At 38.7% G+C, this 19,549-nt stretch carries 23 protein-coding genes; 8 read left to right on the forward strand and 15 right to left on the reverse strand.

The genetic code is table 11. From position 1 onward, the window contains the following. The 7 genes from C1642_RS02945 to C1642_RS02975 all read right to left on the reverse strand — a co-directional run. Positions 1–114: CvpA family protein (locus C1642_RS02945; RefSeq protein ID WP_171304684.1), on the reverse strand; the 114-nt coding region annotated here is incomplete at its 3' end. A 6-nt stretch (positions 115–120) separates the two neighbouring features. Further along, a complete protein-coding gene (locus C1642_RS02950) occupies positions 121–1,125 on the reverse strand; it encodes a quinone-dependent dihydroorotate dehydrogenase (protein ID WP_103235883.1) in 1,005 nt (334 codons plus the stop codon). A gap of 89 nt (positions 1,126–1,214) precedes the next feature. After that, entirely contained in the window at positions 1,215–1,694 is a 480-nt protein-coding gene (gene gspM, locus C1642_RS02955; RefSeq protein WP_103235884.1) for a type II secretion system protein GspM, read from the reverse strand. Continuing rightward, entirely contained in the window at positions 1,694–2,833 is a 1,140-nt protein-coding gene (gene gspL / locus C1642_RS02960) for a type II secretion system protein GspL (RefSeq protein ID WP_103235885.1), read from the reverse strand. The genes gspM and gspL overlap by 1 nt, the downstream gene beginning before the upstream one ends. A gap of 22 nt (positions 2,834–2,855) precedes the next feature. Further along, a complete protein-coding gene (locus C1642_RS02965) occupies positions 2,856–3,311 on the reverse strand; it encodes a SixA phosphatase family protein (RefSeq protein ID WP_001177595.1) in 456 nt (151 codons plus the stop codon). 56 nt (positions 3,312–3,367) lie between these two features. After that, positions 3,368–4,441: an NAD(P)H-dependent glycerol-3-phosphate dehydrogenase gene (locus C1642_RS02970; protein ID WP_103235886.1), complete on the reverse strand. Its 1,074-nt coding sequence runs from the start codon at positions 4,439–4,441 to the stop codon at positions 3,368–3,370. A gap of 33 nt (positions 4,442–4,474) precedes the next feature. Further along, positions 4,475–5,050: a nitroreductase gene (locus C1642_RS02975; protein WP_103235887.1), complete on the reverse strand. Its 576-nt coding sequence runs from the start codon at positions 5,048–5,050 to the stop codon at positions 4,475–4,477. 203 nt (positions 5,051–5,253) lie between these two features. Here C1642_RS02975 and C1642_RS02980 point away from each other — a divergent pair, with 203 nt between their 5' ends. Continuing rightward, a complete protein-coding gene (locus C1642_RS02980) occupies positions 5,254–5,634 on the forward strand; it encodes a hypothetical protein (RefSeq protein WP_000720499.1) in 381 nt (126 codons plus the stop codon). 37 nt (positions 5,635–5,671) lie between these two features. On the opposite strand, the gene rhlB is transcribed toward C1642_RS02980, so the two are convergent. Together rhlB and C1642_RS02990 are read right to left on the reverse strand one after the other, a co-directional pair. After that, positions 5,672–6,823: an ATP-dependent RNA helicase RhlB gene (rhlB, locus tag C1642_RS02985; RefSeq protein WP_000200418.1), complete on the reverse strand. Its 1,152-nt coding sequence runs from the start codon at positions 6,821–6,823 to the stop codon at positions 5,672–5,674. Between the two features lie 103 nt (positions 6,824–6,926). Further along, positions 6,927–7,139, reverse strand: coding sequence for a cold-shock protein (locus C1642_RS02990; RefSeq protein WP_000126912.1), 213 nt, complete (start codon positions 7,137–7,139; stop codon positions 6,927–6,929). Positions 7,140–7,513: 374 nt separating this feature from the next. Here C1642_RS02990 and C1642_RS02995 point away from each other — a divergent pair, with 374 nt between their 5' ends. The 5 genes from C1642_RS02995 to C1642_RS03015 all read left to right on the forward strand — a co-directional run bounded on the left by C1642_RS02995 (position 7,514) and on the right by C1642_RS03015 (position 10,246). Further along, the gene (locus tag C1642_RS02995; protein ID WP_000108398.1) at positions 7,514–7,759 is read left to right on the forward strand and encodes a sulfurtransferase TusA family protein; all 246 of its coding nucleotides are present in this window, start codon (positions 7,514–7,516) and stop codon (positions 7,757–7,759) included. A gap of 133 nt (positions 7,760–7,892) precedes the next feature. Continuing rightward, positions 7,893–8,759 carry an RNA polymerase sigma factor RpoH gene (rpoH, locus tag C1642_RS03000; RefSeq protein ID WP_001285359.1) on the forward strand — a complete coding sequence of 289 codons (867 nt, stop codon included), beginning with the start codon at positions 7,893–7,895 and terminating at the stop codon, positions 8,757–8,759. 111 nt (positions 8,760–8,870) lie between these two features. Further along, on the forward strand, positions 8,871–9,236 hold the full coding sequence (locus tag C1642_RS03005; protein WP_000264715.1) for a DUF423 domain-containing protein: 366 nt from the start codon (positions 8,871–8,873) through the stop codon (positions 9,234–9,236). 13 nt (positions 9,237–9,249) lie between these two features. After that, positions 9,250–9,447, forward strand: a complete 198-nt coding sequence (thiS, locus tag C1642_RS03010) for a sulfur carrier protein ThiS (protein WP_001167820.1) — start codon at positions 9,250–9,252, stop codon at positions 9,445–9,447. A gap of 13 nt (positions 9,448–9,460) precedes the next feature. Next, positions 9,461–10,246, forward strand: a complete 786-nt coding sequence (locus tag C1642_RS03015) for a thiazole synthase (RefSeq protein ID WP_001154367.1) — start codon at positions 9,461–9,463, stop codon at positions 10,244–10,246. A 136-nt stretch (positions 10,247–10,382) separates the two neighbouring features. Here C1642_RS03015 and C1642_RS03020 read toward each other — a convergent pair whose 3' ends face one another. Together C1642_RS03020 and yaaA are read right to left on the reverse strand one after the other, a co-directional pair. Continuing rightward, positions 10,383–11,006: a metal-dependent hydrolase gene (locus C1642_RS03020; protein WP_103235888.1), complete on the reverse strand. Its 624-nt coding sequence runs from the start codon at positions 11,004–11,006 to the stop codon at positions 10,383–10,385. A 19-nt stretch (positions 11,007–11,025) separates the two neighbouring features. Then, positions 11,026–11,799, reverse strand: coding sequence for a peroxide stress protein YaaA (gene yaaA, locus C1642_RS03025; protein WP_000880398.1), 774 nt, complete (start codon positions 11,797–11,799; stop codon positions 11,026–11,028). A gap of 126 nt (positions 11,800–11,925) precedes the next feature. Here yaaA and C1642_RS03030 point away from each other — a divergent pair, with 126 nt between their 5' ends. Both C1642_RS03030 and C1642_RS03035 read left to right on the forward strand, forming a co-directional pair. Next, positions 11,926–12,564, forward strand: coding sequence for an alpha/beta hydrolase (locus C1642_RS03030; RefSeq protein ID WP_103235889.1), 639 nt, complete (start codon positions 11,926–11,928; stop codon positions 12,562–12,564). Positions 12,565–12,762: 198 nt separating this feature from the next. Beyond that, entirely contained in the window at positions 12,763–13,719 is a 957-nt protein-coding gene (locus C1642_RS03035; RefSeq protein WP_000902238.1) for a ribonuclease Z, read from the forward strand. 93 nt (positions 13,720–13,812) lie between these two features. Here C1642_RS03035 and C1642_RS03040 read toward each other — a convergent pair whose 3' ends face one another. From C1642_RS03040 to pheA, 4 genes are all read right to left on the reverse strand, one after another. Further along, a complete protein-coding gene (locus C1642_RS03040) occupies positions 13,813–15,273 on the reverse strand; it encodes an aminoacyl-histidine dipeptidase (RefSeq protein ID WP_103235890.1) in 1,461 nt (486 codons plus the stop codon). A gap of 170 nt (positions 15,274–15,443) precedes the next feature. Further along, positions 15,444–15,827, reverse strand: a complete 384-nt coding sequence (locus tag C1642_RS03045) for a hypothetical protein (protein ID WP_000735997.1) — start codon at positions 15,825–15,827, stop codon at positions 15,444–15,446. Positions 15,828–15,954: 127 nt separating this feature from the next. Next, entirely contained in the window at positions 15,955–18,201 is a 2,247-nt protein-coding gene (locus tag C1642_RS03050; RefSeq protein WP_000082052.1) for a bifunctional prephenate dehydrogenase/3-phosphoshikimate 1-carboxyvinyltransferase, read from the reverse strand. A gap of 108 nt (positions 18,202–18,309) precedes the next feature. After that, a complete protein-coding gene (gene pheA / locus C1642_RS03055) occupies positions 18,310–19,419 on the reverse strand; it encodes a prephenate dehydratase (RefSeq protein ID WP_000606364.1) in 1,110 nt (369 codons plus the stop codon). Between the last annotated feature and the right edge of the window lie 130 nt (positions 19,420–19,549).

Raw genomic sequence — 19,549 nt, forward strand, 5'->3', positions numbered from 1 at the left:
TAATGCAAAAATCCATCCTACCAAGTTCGCAAAGGCTTTTATAAATCCTTGTCGCAAACCGTTTAGCCCCCCAATGAGCAAAAGTATCAGAATGATGATATCAATGGTGTTCATGTTCAATTAAGTCATGGCTTCAACACATTGCTTCACAAGCGTTGGTCCCGTATAAATCAGACCACTATAAATTTGTACAAGCGTTGCTCCAGCCTGTTGTTTCGCTGCAGCTTGTTCACCCGACAAAATGCCGCCCACACCAATTAAAGGAATTTGTCCTTTTAATGTTTGAGCAAATAAACGTAAACATTCCGTACTTTTTTCAAATACAGGTGCACCCGACAAACCACCTGACTCATTACCATAAGGCAGGTTCTCTACCCCTTCTCTCGATAAGGTCGTGTTCGTCACAATAAGACCATCAATTTTAAAATCTAATAATTGTGCTGAAATAAATTCAACATCTTCAGCTGTTAAGTCTGGAGCGACTTTAAGAACTAAAGGTACATAGTGATTATATTGCTCTGCCAACTCAAGTTGACGTGCTTTTAAGATTTGCAATAATTCAGTTAATGCATCACCACTTTGCAGACTACGCAAATTTTTAGTATTTGGAGACGAAATATTAACCGTAATGTATGAAGCGTAATTATAAACTTTCTCAAGACAAATCAAATAATCATCAACGGCTTTTTCGACAGGTGTATCAGCATTTTTACCAATATTAATCCCTAAAATGCCTCTAAATTTTGATGCTTTAACATTCTCGATTAGCTTATCAACGCCATCATTATTAAAACCCATGCGGTTAATAATAGCTTTAGCTTCAGGAATACGGAATAAACGTGGCTTTGGGTTACCAGATTGCGGGCGAGGTGTAATTGTACCAATTTCAATGAAACCGAAACCCAACCCAGCTAATGCATCAATATGAGCACCATTTTTATCTAGACCGGCTGCCAACCCTACCGGATTAGGAAATTCGATCCCCATACATGTAGTTGGCTTCGCTTCTACGGTCTGGCGCATCATGCCTAGCTTATGCGCTTTATCAAGCATGGATAATGTTAATTCATGGGCACGCTCTGGTGCTAAACTAAACAACATCGGGCGAGCAAGTGAATATAACATACCAATCACAGTCTACTGATTTTAGGTACGCATATTATAGGCACAGGCAGCACAAAACACCATGCTTGACACAAGCATATTTTGATATGTTATTGAACTGTCGCTGTTAATTTAATCTGACCTTCACTAGAAACCATTTCCATCTTTTGAATACTTAAGCCCATCTGTGCAAGTTGTGTTAAAAAGTTAGCTAAAATTGCATAATTCTGATGTGTTACAACAATTTGTAACTGTTCTCCATTTTGCTGGGAAGACACAGTTAAACCTTGTTGCTGAGCTACTCGTTGTATTTTTCCAGACTTATCTAGTTCAAGCTCATTGGCAGGCTTCATCGTGACTGCATTACTCTGCATCCACACCATCAAATCTTTTAAATCATTTAAACGTTTTTGCTGTTGTTCTGCTAAGGAATGCATTTTCCAAAGTGAATATGCAACAATGACGACTACAACAAAAATAGTAGTAAAGACCACCATAATACGTTCACGGACAGTTAAGCGATCTAAATATTGAACAATTTGTTCAATCCACTGATCAAAGTGGTTTTGCAACTGAGCTAACATTTTCATTATTGTATTTTCACCACCCCAATCGCACCACTACCATCAGCTTGAACATTACCTAACTCAGCTTTAAAACCTTGTTGATTAAGTTGTTGGGTTAAAGCTTGCAAATCATCTGCTGATTTTGCTTTTAATGCCATTGTTAAGATTGAAGCATCATAATTGAGTTGCTGAGCTAAAATCTGTCTTTGCATTAAAATAGGCCCAACCCGGCTTAACAGAGAAAGTGCCTGGGTATCACCTTGCTGGCTCATTCTTAAATGACTTTCGAATTGTCCTTTAATATTTTGTTCAGTCACACGACTAGATGGACCAAACCAATATTTATATTGCTCAATTGCCTGTTCAGCAGTCTGATCTGCCACCTTTTTCAATTTTACCCAACGCAATAAATCATAGCTAAACTGCACGACAATAATTGCTAGAACAACGGCGGCACAAGTTTTCCAATAATTAGAAAAAGTACGTTCTTGCCCTTTTGATTTTGGCAAAACATTAAAAGGATGCTGCTTAGTTTTATCTAAAGGCTGAAATTGATAAACAAACTCAGAACGTTGCTCTGCGCTTGAGGCAGCTTCTAAGCTCTCTAGTTGCTCTGCTGTTAAACCGCTATATTGATAATGTGTTTCGGCTGACTGGAACTCTAAAAAAAGCCCCAAGTCATCAATGGAATTACCTAACCACTTATTCTCACGCACCAAAAGCTGATGACCAATATTACACAGAATAACTTGCTGAGCTTGTGGTTCAGGTAAAACTAGAAAATCTGGCAACAAAGCCACAAGTTTGGTTGGTAACAAAGCTAAAGAATGTTGCCATGTCTCTACCATCCCCTGAGCAACACCCAAAACAGTTAACTGATCGGCATGAAAATTGTGAACCACTTTCATGTGATCAATCGGTAAAGTCACAAACTCTTCAAGTAGATATTTAACCCCATCAGCGCCAAGCTGTTTGTAATGGGACTTTGCCATCGTTTGCTGAAGCATTTGAGCATGACGACTCGGAAAAAAGACTGTAGCTTCTTTTCCTTGATGTATTTGCAAGTCTTGTATTAATTGATCGAGACTTGCAGCCTGCAACCAGTTTTCTCCGTTAGACCAATGCCAAACTCCATTGGTTTCAGGCATCCATATATACAGCATGTGGGCTAAATAACCTTTTTAATTATATTGTGGGTATAAAACTATTTTTTTGTGTTGATAAACCATTTGCAATAACAGCTTGATCATAAATTCTAGCTTCAGCAAGTGCAAATGGATTGAAATTTTCATGAGTAAGTAACTCTGCAATATGCCCTACCACATTCATATGGCAAACAACCACAATCGACTCATAAGGAATTTGAGATAGCCATTCAATCGCTTCTTTTGCATCATCGTCAGGCTTAATTTTGTCGCATAACAACACTGGCACATCTTTAAAATAGGTCTGGATATGCGCCAACGTTTCCTGAGCACGCAGCAAAGGACTAACAACAAAAATATCTGGTTTTACAATATCTTTTAAAAAGGTTGCCGTTTGCTCAGCCTGTGCATGTCCACGCGCAGTAAGGGGACGTTTAATATCATTACCATTTACTGGCGGAGCAGCTTCCCCATGACGAACTAATGTCAGTTGCATAAAATTTCCTTGTAAACAATTCCTGCATTATAACCACAATTTATGACATTTATTCGTCAGACTTCATGATGAGGTAAAACAAACTCGACATCACTACGGTGTCCATTTTTCATAAGAGAAAGTGCAATATTTAATGGTGGAGCGCCTTCAAAAATGACCTCATATAAAGCATTGGTAATTGGCATATATACGTCTAGTTCTTGTGCCTTGCCACGCACCTGAACAATCGTGTTAATACCTTCTGCAGTTTGACCTAATTCTTTACTCGCTTGTTCAAGCGTTTTACCAGAACCTAGCGCATAACCAATTTGATAATTACGGCTTAATGGACTATTACAAGTCGCAAATAAATCACCTACTCCAGATAAACCTAAGAACGTAAGTGGGTTTGCACCTTGTTTTACCGCGAAACGGCTCATTTCAGCCAAAGCACGCGTTAAAATCATACTCTTGGTATTTTCACCAATTTTATATGCTGCCCCAATTCCCATAGCAACGGCATAAATATTCTTAAGGGCACCGCCTAACTCAACTCCATGTACATCATCGCTACCAAAAACACGGAATAATGCACTATGAAGTGCATGCTGTACGGCATAACGGACGAGTTCAGAATCACTTGCAATTACAGTACCAGAAGGCATACCTGCCATAATTTCTTTAGCAAGATTTGGTCCTGACAATACGCCATACGGCACTTCTGGTAATTCTTCACGAATAATATCACTCATGAAGCTAAATGTTTTAGCTTCAACACCTTTGGTTAAAGACACCACAGCTTGTGCAGTAATATAAGGCGCTATTTGTTTTAAAACGTCACGGAATGAGTGGCTTGGAATTGCAACTAAAATAATATCTCGATCACATACCGCTTGCTCAAGATCAGAAACTGCACGTAATGAAGATTCTAAAGTGAAGTCTGTTAAATAACGTTTATTAATATGGGTTTTATTAATTTCTTCTGCTGTTTCGGCATCACGAATCCAGATCATGGTATCGCAGCCATTACGAGCAGCTAAATTTGCCATGGCCGTACCAAAGCTACCGCCCCCTAAAACGGTAATACGTAATGCCGTTTTTTTATCGACCGCAACAGGTTCCACCAAATCTGTAAACTTAAATTCAGCCATGCTTTATTATCCTATTTCTTACTTTTACAGACGTTAAGCCTGCCAAACTTTTACGAATTCTTTACTATCAATATCTGCACGTGGAGCAATTGCTTTAGCTGCTGTGCCGATATAAATAATACCTGAAATCAAATCATGCGGTTGCAGACCTAAATGCTGTTTTAACCAGTTTGATTCGACAACGGCACCACTACGCCACATGGTCGAGAACCCTTGAGCTTGTAAAGATAACAAAAGATTTTGTACTGCTGCGCCTGTACTCAAAATTTGTTCGAAGTGTGGAACTTTCGGATGATCTTGTAATTGCGTAAGAGCTAAAATAAGTAGCGGAGCTCGAAAAGGATGTTGCTTCACTCGTTCAAGCTGTGCAGGATCAGACTCACCCAAATCGACCAATGCTTTTGCCAGAACTTCACCAAAAGCAGCACGTTGGTCACCTGACACAATTACAAAACGCGTTGGCTTAAGTCTATGATGATCTGGAGCTGTTAAAGCTGCCTGAAAAGCCAACTCTAACTGGTCTGTATTTGGGGCTGGCTCAACTAATTGGCCAATAGACTGACGCTGATGAATATTTTGGTGAATTATTTGTATTGCTGAATCCGTCATTAATATTAATCTAACTCAAAAATTCGAAATAGATTAGCATAATCTACCGTTAATCCACCATTGAATCTAGCTTATAAACTTAGTGAATTCATAGTTTGACATTTTTTAATACAAAACATCAAAACTCATACAACGTCTTCAAAATCAATTAGAAAACTTATGTTCAAATAACCCTATCTTTTGGTGATTAACTTAGGTGCATTATGAAAAAAATAATTTTAGCGACCGCAATGAGCGGTGTTGTTTTATTACTAGGAGCTTGTGCAACCACGCCTAAAAACACTTTAGCGATTCAAAAAGAAAATAATCAGTTTGAAGTGACTGGAATTGGCAAAACCAATTTAATTGCAAAGAATAATGCGGTTACTGCGGCACAAAAAACATGCTCTAAGAGCACAACACCAGTTATTGTTGATGAAAAAACGTCTTATCACGGGGTTTTAAAAGATGTGGTAAGTGAAAAGACTGGTCAAATGGTAGAAGCTGCTGCGGGTGTCATCGGTACTTTAACTGGTAAAAATGCATCTTTAGCAAAAGATGATGACTATCAAACAACGCTTACCTTCTATTGTAAAATAAATTAATCAAAAAAAATCCCAATCAAATGATTGGGATTTTTTATTAGCAATAACCATCTAGTCGGGTTAGAGGCAATTTCTTACCAATTGCTTTTTCAATTTCGGGTAAATAGAAAGCATCATCTTCAGATAAGAAACTAATACTTACCCCTTGTGCCCCTGCACGACCTGTACGACCAATACGATGGACATAATCATCAGACTGCTCAGGTAATGTAAAATTCACTACATGTGATACACCGTCTACATGAATACCACGACCAGCAACATCGGTTGCGATCATGATGTTATGTTTGCCTTGCTTAAACTGCTCCAACATTTTTAAACGTTTATCTTGAGCAATTTCACCAGATAGCATCCCCACTTTGTATCCATCTTTTTTCAAATGGTCGTAAAGACGACGTACCTGATCACGGCGATTGGCAAAGATCATAACTTTATCAATTGGCTCTTCACGTAAAATATCTTGTAAAAGACGATATTTATCCTGTTTAGCCACAACGTAAACACGTTGTTCGACATCATTATTGGTCTTTTGTTCAGGTTCAATTTCAACAGTTACTGGTTCAAATAACCACTGTCTTGCCAAGTTCAAGACATCATAACTAAATGTTGCAGAGAACATTAAGGTTTGACGTTGTTCCTTACGTGGTGAATAACGCACAATACGTTTTACCGAAGGAATAAAGCCCATATCCAATAAACGGTCAGCTTCATCAATCACTAAAAATTCAATTTGATCGAGCCAAACTTCTTTTTGTTCTACAAAATCAATTAAACGCCCTGGTGTGGCAACCATGATATCGACAAAATTAGCATCAAGTTGCTTCTTCTGCTTATCGAAATCAACACCACCTAATAGGGTCACTAGGTGTAAATTAGAAAATTTTGTGAGAGATTTTGCATCACTTTCAATCTGCAATGCCAACTCACGAGTAGGTGCTAAGATTAAAGCACGAGGCTCACCACGGAAGCGTTGCTCCTGAACCGGATTATTGAGCAAATCATTAATTACACTAATCAGAAAGGCAGCAGTCTTACCTGTACCTGTCTGTGCTCGCCCAATTGCATCATGCCCGGCTAATGTATATTTTAAAACCTTTTGCTGAATTGGGGTCATTTGAGTAAACCCTAAAGCATCAATCGCCTTTTTAAGTTGCGGATGTAAATTCAAGGTTTCAAAACCAGATGTCATAAATACGCGCTCTAACAAACAATCTCTCGAATGAGAAGATCATTATAAACAAAAACGCCCCAATTCAAAAATTGGAGCGTCCATGATTCATCAAAAAGATGAATTAGTCTAAAGGCTGAACGTTTTCAGCTTGAAAACCTTTTTGACCTTGTACAACGCTAAATTCTACACGTTGACCGTCACGTAGAGAACGGTGACCGTCACCTACGATTGCACGGAAGTGAACGAATACATCGTCGCCGCCGTTACGTTGAATAAAACCAAAGCCTTTAGTGTCATTAAACCACTTTACTACGCCTTGTTCACGAGCTGTCATAAGTCAATCCTCAGATGATGAAAAAAGGACCTTCCGGTGTTGCAAACAGCAGAGCAAACAAGGTTTTAAAATTTTTATAATCTTAAAGCTTGTAATCATTCTGTAAAACTATCAACAATTTCCGGTTACATCCATTTGTTATAGGGTTATTAAAACAATTTAACTGTGTGGTAATTCCTAAAACGGTTCGAGCTTAACACGGGTTTATGACAATTAATAGAATTTTTTTCATTTATTTCCCCTATTTTTAGCTGTTTTTTTAAACAGCTTATTACAATAATTTTTATCAGTATTGATTAGTTGTTCTTTATATAAAGTTATGTAGTGTTTACAAAAATTTGTTAAAATAATTTTTTTAGTTGTTTTGATGATGAATGAGCACTACTTCTTCCGCTACGACGCCTATTGAAATTAATGCCCTTGGCCAACCTTGTCCAATGCCATTATTAATGTTGAAACGTGAACTTAAAAAATTATCGGGAAAACAACTATTCTTATTAAAATCATCTGACCCGCATAGTGAAATTGATGTAACACGTTATTGCCAATTACATCATTTTACGTGTCAAACCATGCAGATTTCAGAAAGAGAATTTCACTATTTAATTGAAACTCAATAATTCTTTGCTAAACTAAAAGATTAGAAACTGCATAAAATTTTACATTTCTATACCCAATTTTCCTTAATTATGAAGCCGATTCAAATTAAGATGAACTTATTGGTTAATCCATCCTATCCTATAAGGAGAACTCATGAGTGACAGCAGCAATCAATTGATGCCCCTGTCATTGTCTGCGCCCGGTGTAAACCTTGGTGCATATATCAGTACTGTCAATCAGATTCCTATTTTAACGGCTGAGCAAGAAAAAGAGCTTGCTGAGCGTTATTATTATGACCAAGATCTTGATGCCGCAAAAATGCTGGTAATGTCGCATTTACGCTTCGTCGTTCACATTGCGCGCAGCTATGCAGGTTATGGCCTACCTCAAGGTGACCTTATTCAAGAAGGTAACTTAGGCTTAATGAAAGCCGTAAAACGTTTTGACCCAAATATGGGCGTACGTCTTGTATCTTTTGCCGTCCACTGGATCAAGGCAGAAATTCACGAATATGTTATTCGTAACTGGCGTATTGTAAAAATTGCAACAACCAAAGCTCAGCGTAAACTTTTCTTCAATTTACGCAGCTTAAAAAAATCGAGTAAAAAGCTCACATTAGAAGAAGCACAATCTATTGCAAACGATTTAAATGTTACTCCAGAACAAGTTTTGGAAATGGAAGGTCGTTTAACAGCATATGATGCTGCTTTTGAAGCTCAAGGCGATGACGATGATGACACCCCGCACACTGCGCCAGTGTTATATCTTGAAGATAATCGTTATGACCCTGCTCGTTTAGTAGAAAATGAGGATTGGGAAGAACAAAGTACATCTGCTTTGCATGACGCAATGAACCAGCTAGATGACCGTTCACGTAATATTTTGCAGCGCCGTTGGTTAGATGACGATAAATCTACCCTCCATGAGCTTGCTGCTGAATATAATGTTTCTGCCGAACGTATTCGTCAGCTTGAAAAGAATGCGATGGAAAAAATTAAAGTCGCAATGTCTGCAAGCTAAAGAAAATCAAAAAAATAAAAGGGCGATAAGCCCTTTTGTTTTATCTGGCTATGTTTAGCCAACCTATTCTATGGTAACGTTGCCTTTCATTATTCAGTTGCGTTTTTTGTTATGTGGATTGCCATTTCAGCCCTTAATCTTGCTTTCGCAGTCATGTTGGGTGCTTTTGGAGCACATGGTCTTAAAGCTCACGCGAGCCCTGAACAACTTGCTTGGTGGCAGACTGCAACCGACTACTTTTTTTATCATGCGCTTGGATTGTTAGCGCTTGGTATTTTAAGCAAGGTTCTTCCTCATTTCCCAATCAAGTTATCTTTCTTGCTTATTCAGATTGGCATTCTGTTCTTTTGTGGTTCGCTTTATATCATGGCATTGGGTTTACCACGGATATTAGGCGCAATTACGCCAATAGGTGGAGCTTTGATGATTGCTGGATGGCTAATCTTGGCTTGGAATGCTTTCAAATACGCAAAATAATCGGAATGTGATCATGCAAATTTATTTAAATGGCGAATTAACGGACACGCCTAGCCAAAACCTGTTGCAACTCATTCAGGAACTGGCACTTGAAGGAAAACGTTTTGCTGTTGAACACAATCAGCAAATCGTGCCTAAAAGCAAATTAGAGCAAATTACGATTGCTCAACATGACCGTATCGAAATTATTCACGCTGTTGGCGGCGGCTAAGTCGGAGTTATCCATGCAAGACACCCCTCTCATTATTGGTTCACGTTCTTTTCAATCTCGTTTATTGGTAGGAACAGGGAAATATAAAGACTTAAATGAAACGGATTTAGCCATTCAAGCTAGTGGTGCAGAAATCGTAACTGTCGCAATCCGCCGTGTGAATATTGGACAAAATCCAGATCAACCGAATTTACTTTCTGTCATTCCACCAGAAAAATATACAATCTTGCCAAATACTGCAGGTTGTTTTGACGCTGACAGCGCAGTACGCACGTGTATGCTAGCGCGCGAGCTACTTGATGGTCATAACCTAGTAAAACTTGAAGTGTTGGGTGATGAAAAAACTTTATATCCAAATGTAACCGAGACTTTAAAAGCCGCTCGCACTTTGATTGATGACGGTTTTGAGATTATGGTCTATACCTCTGACGACCCAATCATTGCTCAAGAACTTGAAAGTATGGGCTGTGTTGCAATTATGCCTTTAGGTAGTTTGATTGGTTCAGGCCTAGGTATTTTAAACCCGCATACCATTTCAATTATTAAAGAAAATGCCAAAGTACCGGTTTTAGTAGATGCAGGTGTTGGTACAGCAAGTGACGCTGCTATTGCGATGGAGCTTGGTTGTGATGGCGTATTGATGAACACAGCGATTGCAGCGGCTCAAAATCCTATTTTGATGGCTTCTGCAATGAAGAAAGCTGTTGAAGCAGGACGTGAAGCATTTTTAGCTGGGCGTATGTCACGCAAACGCATGGCAAATGCAAGTTCACCAGAAACAGGTTATTTCTTTAAATAATTTATTTCTAAGGAATCACTGTTTTTTTCAGTGGTTCCTCTCTCCTCTCATGTAACCATTTTCACTTTTCAAAAAAGATTAAAAATCTATATCACTTTATTCAATCAACAGATCTAAATTTTATATTTAGCTTAGGCTATTCCAATATTTTCTTTAAATTTTGCTTGGCGTTTAACTCAAAATTCTTTTGGAAATATGCAGTTTGATAAAGCGGCTCAGACTGATAAAAATGCTTTAAAACTTCTTTTCGCTTAATCGCATATACTTCTGGATCAACCCAAGCATATTCTTGCTGAATTTGCTGTTCATACTGGATAAAACGTTCAGGTGTTGCTGCCAAAATAGCTAAATCGATATCTAACAAAAATTGCAAATCTGTTTCACCGGTTGGTGCATGCTTTTGAGTCGCAAGAATCCAACGCTTTATTTTCTGTATTGTATCGAGCTGTAAATCTTGAGCCATTAATTGCTCAAATAACTCGGCACTTTTAAGTTCATTATCTAGCGCTTGAGGTTCGTAGACTACATCATGGAACCAGAGAGCCAATGCAACAGCATATGGATCATTTAATTCGGACTGAATCGTCTCAATTAAACTCAAACATTCATATAAATGTTGTACGGTGTGGTAGGCACGCTGCTTTTCACTATAAGCAGCAATAAGTTCATTTAAAATTTTCTGCGGTTCAGAAAAATGATAATGCTGATGCAGCTCAAACCAAAAAAGTTCCAGTTTTAATAAGTAAAGCTGTATCAGCATCTATTAACCACGCTTAGGATTATTGTTCATCACGCTTAAACACCAACTCTTTTGCCGATGAGTTATCAGCATCAAAGTAGTAACCCTCGGTATTAAACGCTTTGATGTCTTCAGCTTTATTTAATTGGTTTTCAATAATAAAACGAGCCATTAAACCACGTGCTTTTTTCGCATAGAAACTAATGACTTTATATTTGCCATTTTTCTGGTCAAGGAAAATAGGCTTCACAATTTCAGCCTTAATTTTCTTTTCATTGACAGATTTGTAATATTCATCTGAAGCCAAATTTACCAGCAATTCTGATTTAATTGCCGCTAAATCTTCATTAATCTGGTTAGTGATGATGTCATCCCAAAATTCATACAAATTATGACCGCGCGTATTTTTTAATTTAGTGCCCATCTCTAAACGATAAGGCATCATTAAATCTAAAGGACGCAATAAACCATATAAACCAGAGAGCATACGCAAATGCTGCTGAGCAAAATCAATATCTTTATCTTTTAAGTGATAAGCATCTAAACCAGTATAAACATCTCCTTTAAATGCATAAATTGCCTGACGAGCATTTGAAAAATCAAATTCTGGCTTCCAGTCCCTAAAACGATCAGCATTAAGTGTGGCAATTTTTTCACTGACACTCATTAGACTCGCAATTTCCGACGCAGAAAGTTTGCGGCAAACATCAATTAATTGTGCGGAGTGTTCTAACAAGCGCGGCTGAGTAAACTCATCTGTAGGTAACGCTGTTTCATAATCTAAAGTTTTTGCAGGAGAAATTAAAGCAAGCATAGACAACCTGAAAAAATTATTATTAATGCCAACTATAACAGTAGATATTTTTTAATGCTAACTCGTGTTTTCAATGACGACTATCGGTAAAATAGCACTTATGTATTGTTATTTAGCGGTTCTTCTATGTCTGAGCAAATTTTCATCCAGGGTCCAGTAGGTAAAATTGAACTTTTCGTTGACCGCCCTGAAGGTGAAATCAAAGGCTTTGCAGTTGTTTGTCACCCCCACCCATTACAAGGTGGAACCCCTCAACATAAAGTCCCTGCTCTTTTAACCCAAATCTTTAATGAATATGGCTGTATTGTTTACCGTCCTAGTTTCCGTGGTTTAGGCGGCAGTGAAGGTGTTCGTGTTCATGATGAAGGTCATGGAGAAACTGAAGATATTTTAGCTGTGATTGAGCATGTCCGTAAGCTTCATGCAGGTTTGCCATTTTATGCAGGTGGCTTTAGCTTTGGCTCACATGTTTTGGCAAAATGTCATGCGCAGCTTAGCCCTGAATTACAGCCAGTACAGTTAATTTTATGTGGTTTACCAACAGCTACTGTTGTGGGCTTACGTCACTATAAAACACCTGAAATTCAAGGTGATATTCTACTCATTCATGGTGAGCAAGATGACATTACCTTACTTTCAGATGCAATTGAGTGGGCAAAACCACAAAAGCATCCAATTACGATTTTGCCGGGCGCCAACCACTTCTTTACAGGTTATTTAAAACAGCTTCGCCAAATCATTACACGTTTTATTATTATGAAATAAACGGTAACCTGATGGGCATAGATTGAGTCTATGCCCATCATTTTTAAGCCATGTCATTATTGAAAATTATTCCAACTCAATCCAAAACGCGCTAAATATTTTTTTACTCGGTCGCTACCACGCACCATAATTTTTATAAAATTTTAATAAGTGTCTATAATATAAAAATTACGCATTTGACTAAAAAATTCCAAGAATATGCTTCATTTTACCTTTTTAGGCACATCATCAGGTGTACCCACGCTTTCACGCAATGTTTCAGGATTAGCTGTTCGTAACAGTAAAAATAAGGACTGGATTTTAGTTGATGCTGGTGAAGGTACACAGCATCGTATTCAGCAAGCTAGACTCTCACTACAAAACTTAATTGCCATTTGTATTACACACGTTCACGGCGATCATTGTTATGGCCTAGTTGGTTTACTGGCAAGTGCAGGCATGAATGCCCGTACAAAACCATTAATCGTGATTGCGCCCAAAGAAATTCAACAATGGTTTGAAATCACTGCTCAACTTACAGACTTACATTTGCCTTATTCAATAAAATTTATTGATGTTAATGAAGCAACTCGGCCACAGCAGCTCACCGATGAACTCTTTATTCAAGCACATCCACTAAGTCATCGTGTTCCGAGTTTTGCATTTAGTATTTATATAAAATCCACCCAGAAGAAGATAGATATTCAAGCTTTAACTCAGCTTGGCGTACCTAAAGGCGATATTTGGGGGCATTTAAAACGAGGCTACGATGTTGAGTTTGAGGGGCGAATTTTAAAATCTCAAGACTTTATCAAAATTCAAAATCAGCAGATTCACGCAATTATAGGTGGTGATAATGATCGGCCAGAATTATTAGCCGATGCTTGTAAGGATGCTCAATTACTTATTCATGAAGCAACTTATTTGCAAACAGTCTTAGATAAAGTAGGTAAAGGACCAATGCACAGCTCAGCAAAAATGGTGGCTGAATTTGCTGAGCAGCAATCTCTAGACAATTTAATTCTGACACACTTTAGCCCTAGACATCAGGATAAAACTGGGCAGCAAGCTATTACCGAAGAAGTTCGCCAGTTTTATAAAGGTCATTTTTATTTAGCGAATGATTTTGATGAATTTACTTTAAGTGAAACAGGACAACTTTTAAAAATCGAGTAAAAATCATATTTGTTGTGAGATCGAATTAGCTACATATCATTTCTATATAAAAGTTTAAGAAGCTCACAATTGAGCTTCTTATCTCTTAAAAAATTACTCTACAGATGCCAAAGCGGTTACCAGTAGCTTCCAGCATTTCTCTACAGTATCAACTTTGACTCGTTCACCCGGTGCATGTGCACCTTGAATATCCGGTCCAAATGAAACCATCTGTAAATGTGGGTAATGTTCAGCAATAATCCCACATTCTAAGCCTGCATGAATTACTTTTAGATTTGGCTCAATATTAAATGCATTTTGATAAGCTTGTTGTAAGCACTTTAGAGCAGCCGAATCTGGATTTGGTGTCCAACCCGACACTAACGGCGTAAGTGTAGAGCCGATATTAAATTGGCTAAAATGGGCCTGAATTTTTTCGGCAAAATCTTGAGCTTCTTGGTTCACCATTGAACGGACCATTAAAACAGCTTTTCCACCTTCTCGATTTAGTCTCACCACCCCAATGTTATTTGAGGTTTCAACTACATCTGGTAGAACCTGACTCATACTTGCAACACCATAAGGACTTGTTGCCAAAGCTTGCAACCATTCATTTTGCTGTTGTTGAGCAATCGCTTCGGTCACTTCAGCACCAGTGGATTGAATACTTAATTGCAAGTTGTCATCAATACCCTTTAGCTGTTTTTTCCATGTCGTTTGATATTCAGCAAGTAACTTTTCTAGGTTTGATAACTGATTAGGCGAAATTGCAATAGTTGCCACTGCTTCTCGCGGTAAAGCATTACGGGCCGTACCACCTGTAAACTCAACAAGATGCCCACCCTGTGAGGCTAAATGTTGATTTAAAAAGCGAGCCAAAATAACGTTGGCATTGCCACGTCCTAAATGAATATCTACGCCAGAGTGACCACCTTTAAGACCAGCCACCTGAATATTCACAATATTCAAATTTTCAGGGATTGGTTCATAACTAAGCGGCTGCTCTACCTCAACATCAATACTACCAGCACACCCTAAATACAACTCACCCCATTCTTCTGTATCAATATTAAATAGCCATTTTCCTTTTAGCACACCTGTCTCTAAAAGCCGCGCACCACTCATCCCTGCTTCTTCATCGACTGTTAAAAGAACTTCTATTGGGCCATGAGCAATATCATTTGAATCTAAAACAGCTAATGCCAAAGCCACCCCAATACCATTATCAGCACCTAAAGTAGTGTCTTTGGCAATTAGCCAGCCATCCTCAAGAACTGGACGAATCGGGTCTTTAAAGAAGTCATGTACCGTACCAGTATTGGCTTGTGTAACCATATCTAAATGGCCCTGAAGAATAACTCCAGACATATGTTCTTTACCCGGAGTCGCATTTTTACGGATAATCAAATTTCCTACTTCATCTACATAAGTTTCTAAATTCCGACTTTCGGCCCAGTTTTGTAAAAACTCACGAAGTTGCTGTTCATGCTTTGACGGACGAGGAATAGTACAAAGTGTTTGAAAATGCTGCCAAACGACTTGAGGAGATAATGCTGCAATATCAACTTGTGTCATGAAAACTACACTCTAATTATGTAAATATCTTAATAATTTCAATATACACAAAGCATTAAAGATAGGTAGCGATTTCGGGAAAGATTTTGTATTTTTATATTTAATTTAAAGAAATTGTACGACTTTTCTAAAAAGCCGTACTTCACAAATAAGTCTTAACAATAATATGTTTAGCTTTTCCACTCAAATGCTGAAAAGCTATGATCGGCTTTCAAGCTATTTTCAACAGCCTGTGCAAGCTGACGAATAATACTTTGTGTTTCGATTTTCTCAAACCAGTCTTGTTCTTCATCAGGATTGGCAGAGATTTCACACATTAAATGCCCATCATGGTCGGTTTGCTGGCAAGTAATAGACAATGGTAAAAGGTGATTATCAATACTTACTTCCACTTTTTCATGTTCATGCACAATATGCTGTGCATCAAAACCATAATTCCCCAGTTGTTTAAACAGTAAAGCCGCTACATATTCTTGAGTGATATGGCATTCATTTGGTGGATGATCAAGCACCCCATGTTGTGGGCAACTGGCAATAAATTGTAATTTTTTCATCCTTTGTCCTAACACTTTTATCATTATCTGCACTTAGCATAAGCAATAAACAAACAGCAGCCAAGCCTTTAGCTCGCTGCTGCCGTTGCTATTGTGTTAGCAATTATAAAATGTGTTAGGTAAAAAGTTATTGGCTAACTTCAATTGTTAAGCCTGCACGATTCGCCAATTCAGTAAAAGTTGGGAAACTTGTGGCAACAGTTTCAGTACCATGAATTGTAATCGGACCAGAAGTACGAAGACCTGCCATACTAAAACTCATAGCAATACGGTGGTCATGGTGTGATTCAATTTCACCACCAGCAAAGATTGGTGACCAATCACCAGATTTGCCTTTACCTTCGATAATGATGCCATCTTCAGTAGGTGTACAATCAATGCCCATGATTTTTAAACCATCTGCCATAACTTGAATACGGTCAGATTCTTTCACGCGAAGCTCTGCTGCACCTGTTAATACTGTTTGGCCTTCGGCACAAGCCGCTGCAATAAATAAGGCTGGGAATTCATCAATTGCTAAAGGTACTTGGTCTTCAGGCATATGAATGCCTTTAAGCGTGCGTGAACCTTTAATATGAATATCAGCAATAGGCTCTCCACCAGCGATCCGCTCATTTTCAACAGTCAGGTCAGCACCCATCTGTTTTAAAATTTCAATTACGCCAGTACGTGTTGGATTAATACCTACCGCTTCCAGAACAACGTCTGCACCTTCAGTAATTGCAGCACCCACCATGAAGAAAGCAGCAGATGAAATATCAGATGGTACTTGAATATTAGTACCCACTAACTTACCGCCGCCCACAAGGGAAATTTTATTGCCTTCAGTTTTAACATCATAGCCAAATGCACGAAGCATACGCTCTGTATGATCACGTGTTGGTTCCGGCTCAGTTACCGAAGTTTCACCTTCAGCCCATAAACCAGCTAGTAAAATACCCGACTTCACCTGAGCAGATGCCATAGGTAAATCGTATTGAATACCTTTTAATTGCTGACCACCAGTAATGCTTACAGGTGGTGTACCTTTCTCACCTGTTGTTTGGATTTGCGCACCCATTAAACGTAATGGCTTAGCAATACGCTCCATTGGACGTTTAGAGAGCGAAGCATCACCTGTCATAACAGAATCAAACTTTTGTGCAGAAAGCATACCTGAAAGCAAACGCATGCTTGTTCCAGAGTTACCCATATATAAGGCACTCGCTGGTGCTTTTAAGCCATGCATACCCACGCCATGAATGGTCACTTCACCATTTTTAGGGCCTTCAATGCTTACACCCATATCACGGAAAGCTTGTAAAGTTGCTAAAGCATCTTCACCTTCAAGGAAGCCAGTTACATGAGTCGTGCCTTCTGCAATAGCACCAAACATAATGGAGCGATGTGACACAGATTTGTCACCCGGTACGGTAAATTTACCTTTAAAAGCCTTATTTCCCGGTAAGATACTGAATTGCTGTGTCACCTTATTTTTCTCCATTAAAGGTTTTTTGGCTAACATATGATTGAAATGCTGACGTGCTGCCTGAGCATGGCCGAGTAAACCCATTAATGCATGAGAATCTTCGTTTTCAATCAATTTTCTAAGTACGGTAAGTTGTTTCTCGAAGCCATCTACAGCATTTAATATGGCTGTTTTATTGGCAAAGAAAATGTCATGCCACATTTGAGGATCACTGGCAGCAATTCGTGAAAAGTCACGAAAACCACCCGCTGCATAACGGAAAATATCAAGGTTATCTTCACGGTTTGCAAGTTGCTCGACCAGATTAAATGCCATTAAGTGCGGTAAATGACTGGTATGCGCCAAAACCTCATCATGTTTGGCAACATCCATACAAATGACTTCAGCTTTAGCAGCTGACCAAAGTTGAATCAGTTTCTCAACTGCCCATTCTGCACTGGTTGGTAATGGCGTCAAAATGACTTTGTGATTTGCAAAGAGATCGACCTTACCTGCGTGGACACCCGTGTGTTCACTTCCCGCAATCGGATGCCCGGGAACAAACCCTGCTGGTAAATCTTCACCAAATACAGCTTTTGCTGCATCTACGACATTACCTTTTGTACTTCCCACGTCAGTTACAATTGTGGTTTCAGACAAATAAGGTTTAATTTGCTCAAGCACTTTTTGAGTGGCACGCACTGGCAAGGCTAAAACAACTAAATCCGCCCCTTTCACAGCTTCTACAGGATCGGAAAACCCTTCTTGTATTAAGCCAAGTGATTTTGCATCTTCTAAAGTTTTCTGTGAACGTGTAGATGCCACAATAGTTGTCGCCAACTTTTCGGCAACAATAACGCGAGCCAAACTCGACCCAATGAGTCCTAAACCAATAAATGCAACTTTTTTAAATAGGGGTTGTGACATAACTTCAACTTTGCTTTTGCTCAACGTTATTTAAACCTTTGAGCAATTTGTTTTTTAAGCATAATGACATGCCCATCTTGATACATGTCATTATTCCAACATGAGTGATTAAAGAACGGCAGCAGGATAAGAACCTAAAATACGAAGCTCTTTTACCATTGGACGAATCTCATTGATTGCCGCAGCCACATTTTCCTGATCGATATGACCTTCTAAGTCAATAAAGAATACATATGCCCATTTTTCAGGTAATGCTGGACGGGTCTCAATGCTCGTTAAGCTAATATTATGTTTTGCAAACGGCGCTAAAATTTCTAATAAAGCGCCTGCACGGTCATGCGCTGAAATTAATAATGAAGTTTTGTCATTGCCACTTTGTGGAATTTTTTCACGGCCAATCACTAAGAAGCGAGTGGTATTTTCCGGATTATCTTCAATATTGCTATGCAAGATTTCAAGGTTATACATACCTGCTGCAATATCGGACGCAATCGCTGCTGAATGCCATTCATTGCGAATACGGCGTGCAGCTTCTGCATTTGAGTTTAAGGCAACACGCTCAACACCCGGATAATGTGCGTCTAACCACTGACGACATTGAGCCAAAGTTTGCTGATGCGCATAAATCTGCTTAATACTGTCTTTACGTGTATTTTCAGAAACAAGGAATTGATGATGAATACGCAATTCAACTTCACCAATCACATTTAAATTCGAAGTTTTAAAACAATCTAAAGTATGATTTACGATACCTTCAGATGAGTTTTCAACCGGAACTACACCATAATGCGCACTACCCGCTTCTACTTCACGGAATACTTCATCAATAGTTGGTAGCGGACGAACAACCGCATCTTTACCAAAATGTTTAAGTACGGCAGATTGAGTAAAAGTACCTTCTGGGCCTAAAAATGCAATACTTTGCGGAGCTTCTAAAGCAAGGCAAGCAGACATAATTTCACGGAACAAACGGGCCATAGTTACGTCAGATAAAGGCCCTTGATTGCGCTCCATAACTTTACGTAAAACTTGTGCTTCACGTTCAGGACGATAAAACAAAGGATTCTCTTCAGAAGCAAATTTAGCTTTCGCAACAGCTTCAGCAAGGCTTGCGCGGCGATTTAATAACTCTTGAATCTGTTGATCTACGCTATCAATATCTTCGCGAATTTGTTCTAAACTAAGAGAAGTCGTTTTGTTTTGATCATCGTTGATCATTGGAAGGCAGCCTCAGCAAAATCATCTTTTAAACGAGAGTATAACAATAGTCGGCTTTGATTTGTTAGGCAATATGGGTGTATGGGCTTTTTTCATTAATCCGGCTCGAACCTTTGTATAAGATCACTTT

The sequence above is a fragment of the Acinetobacter sp. AKBS16 genome (genome assembly GCF_002899995.1).
In the GTDB taxonomy this organism is placed as follows: domain Bacteria; phylum Pseudomonadota; class Gammaproteobacteria; order Pseudomonadales; family Moraxellaceae; genus Acinetobacter; species Acinetobacter baumannii.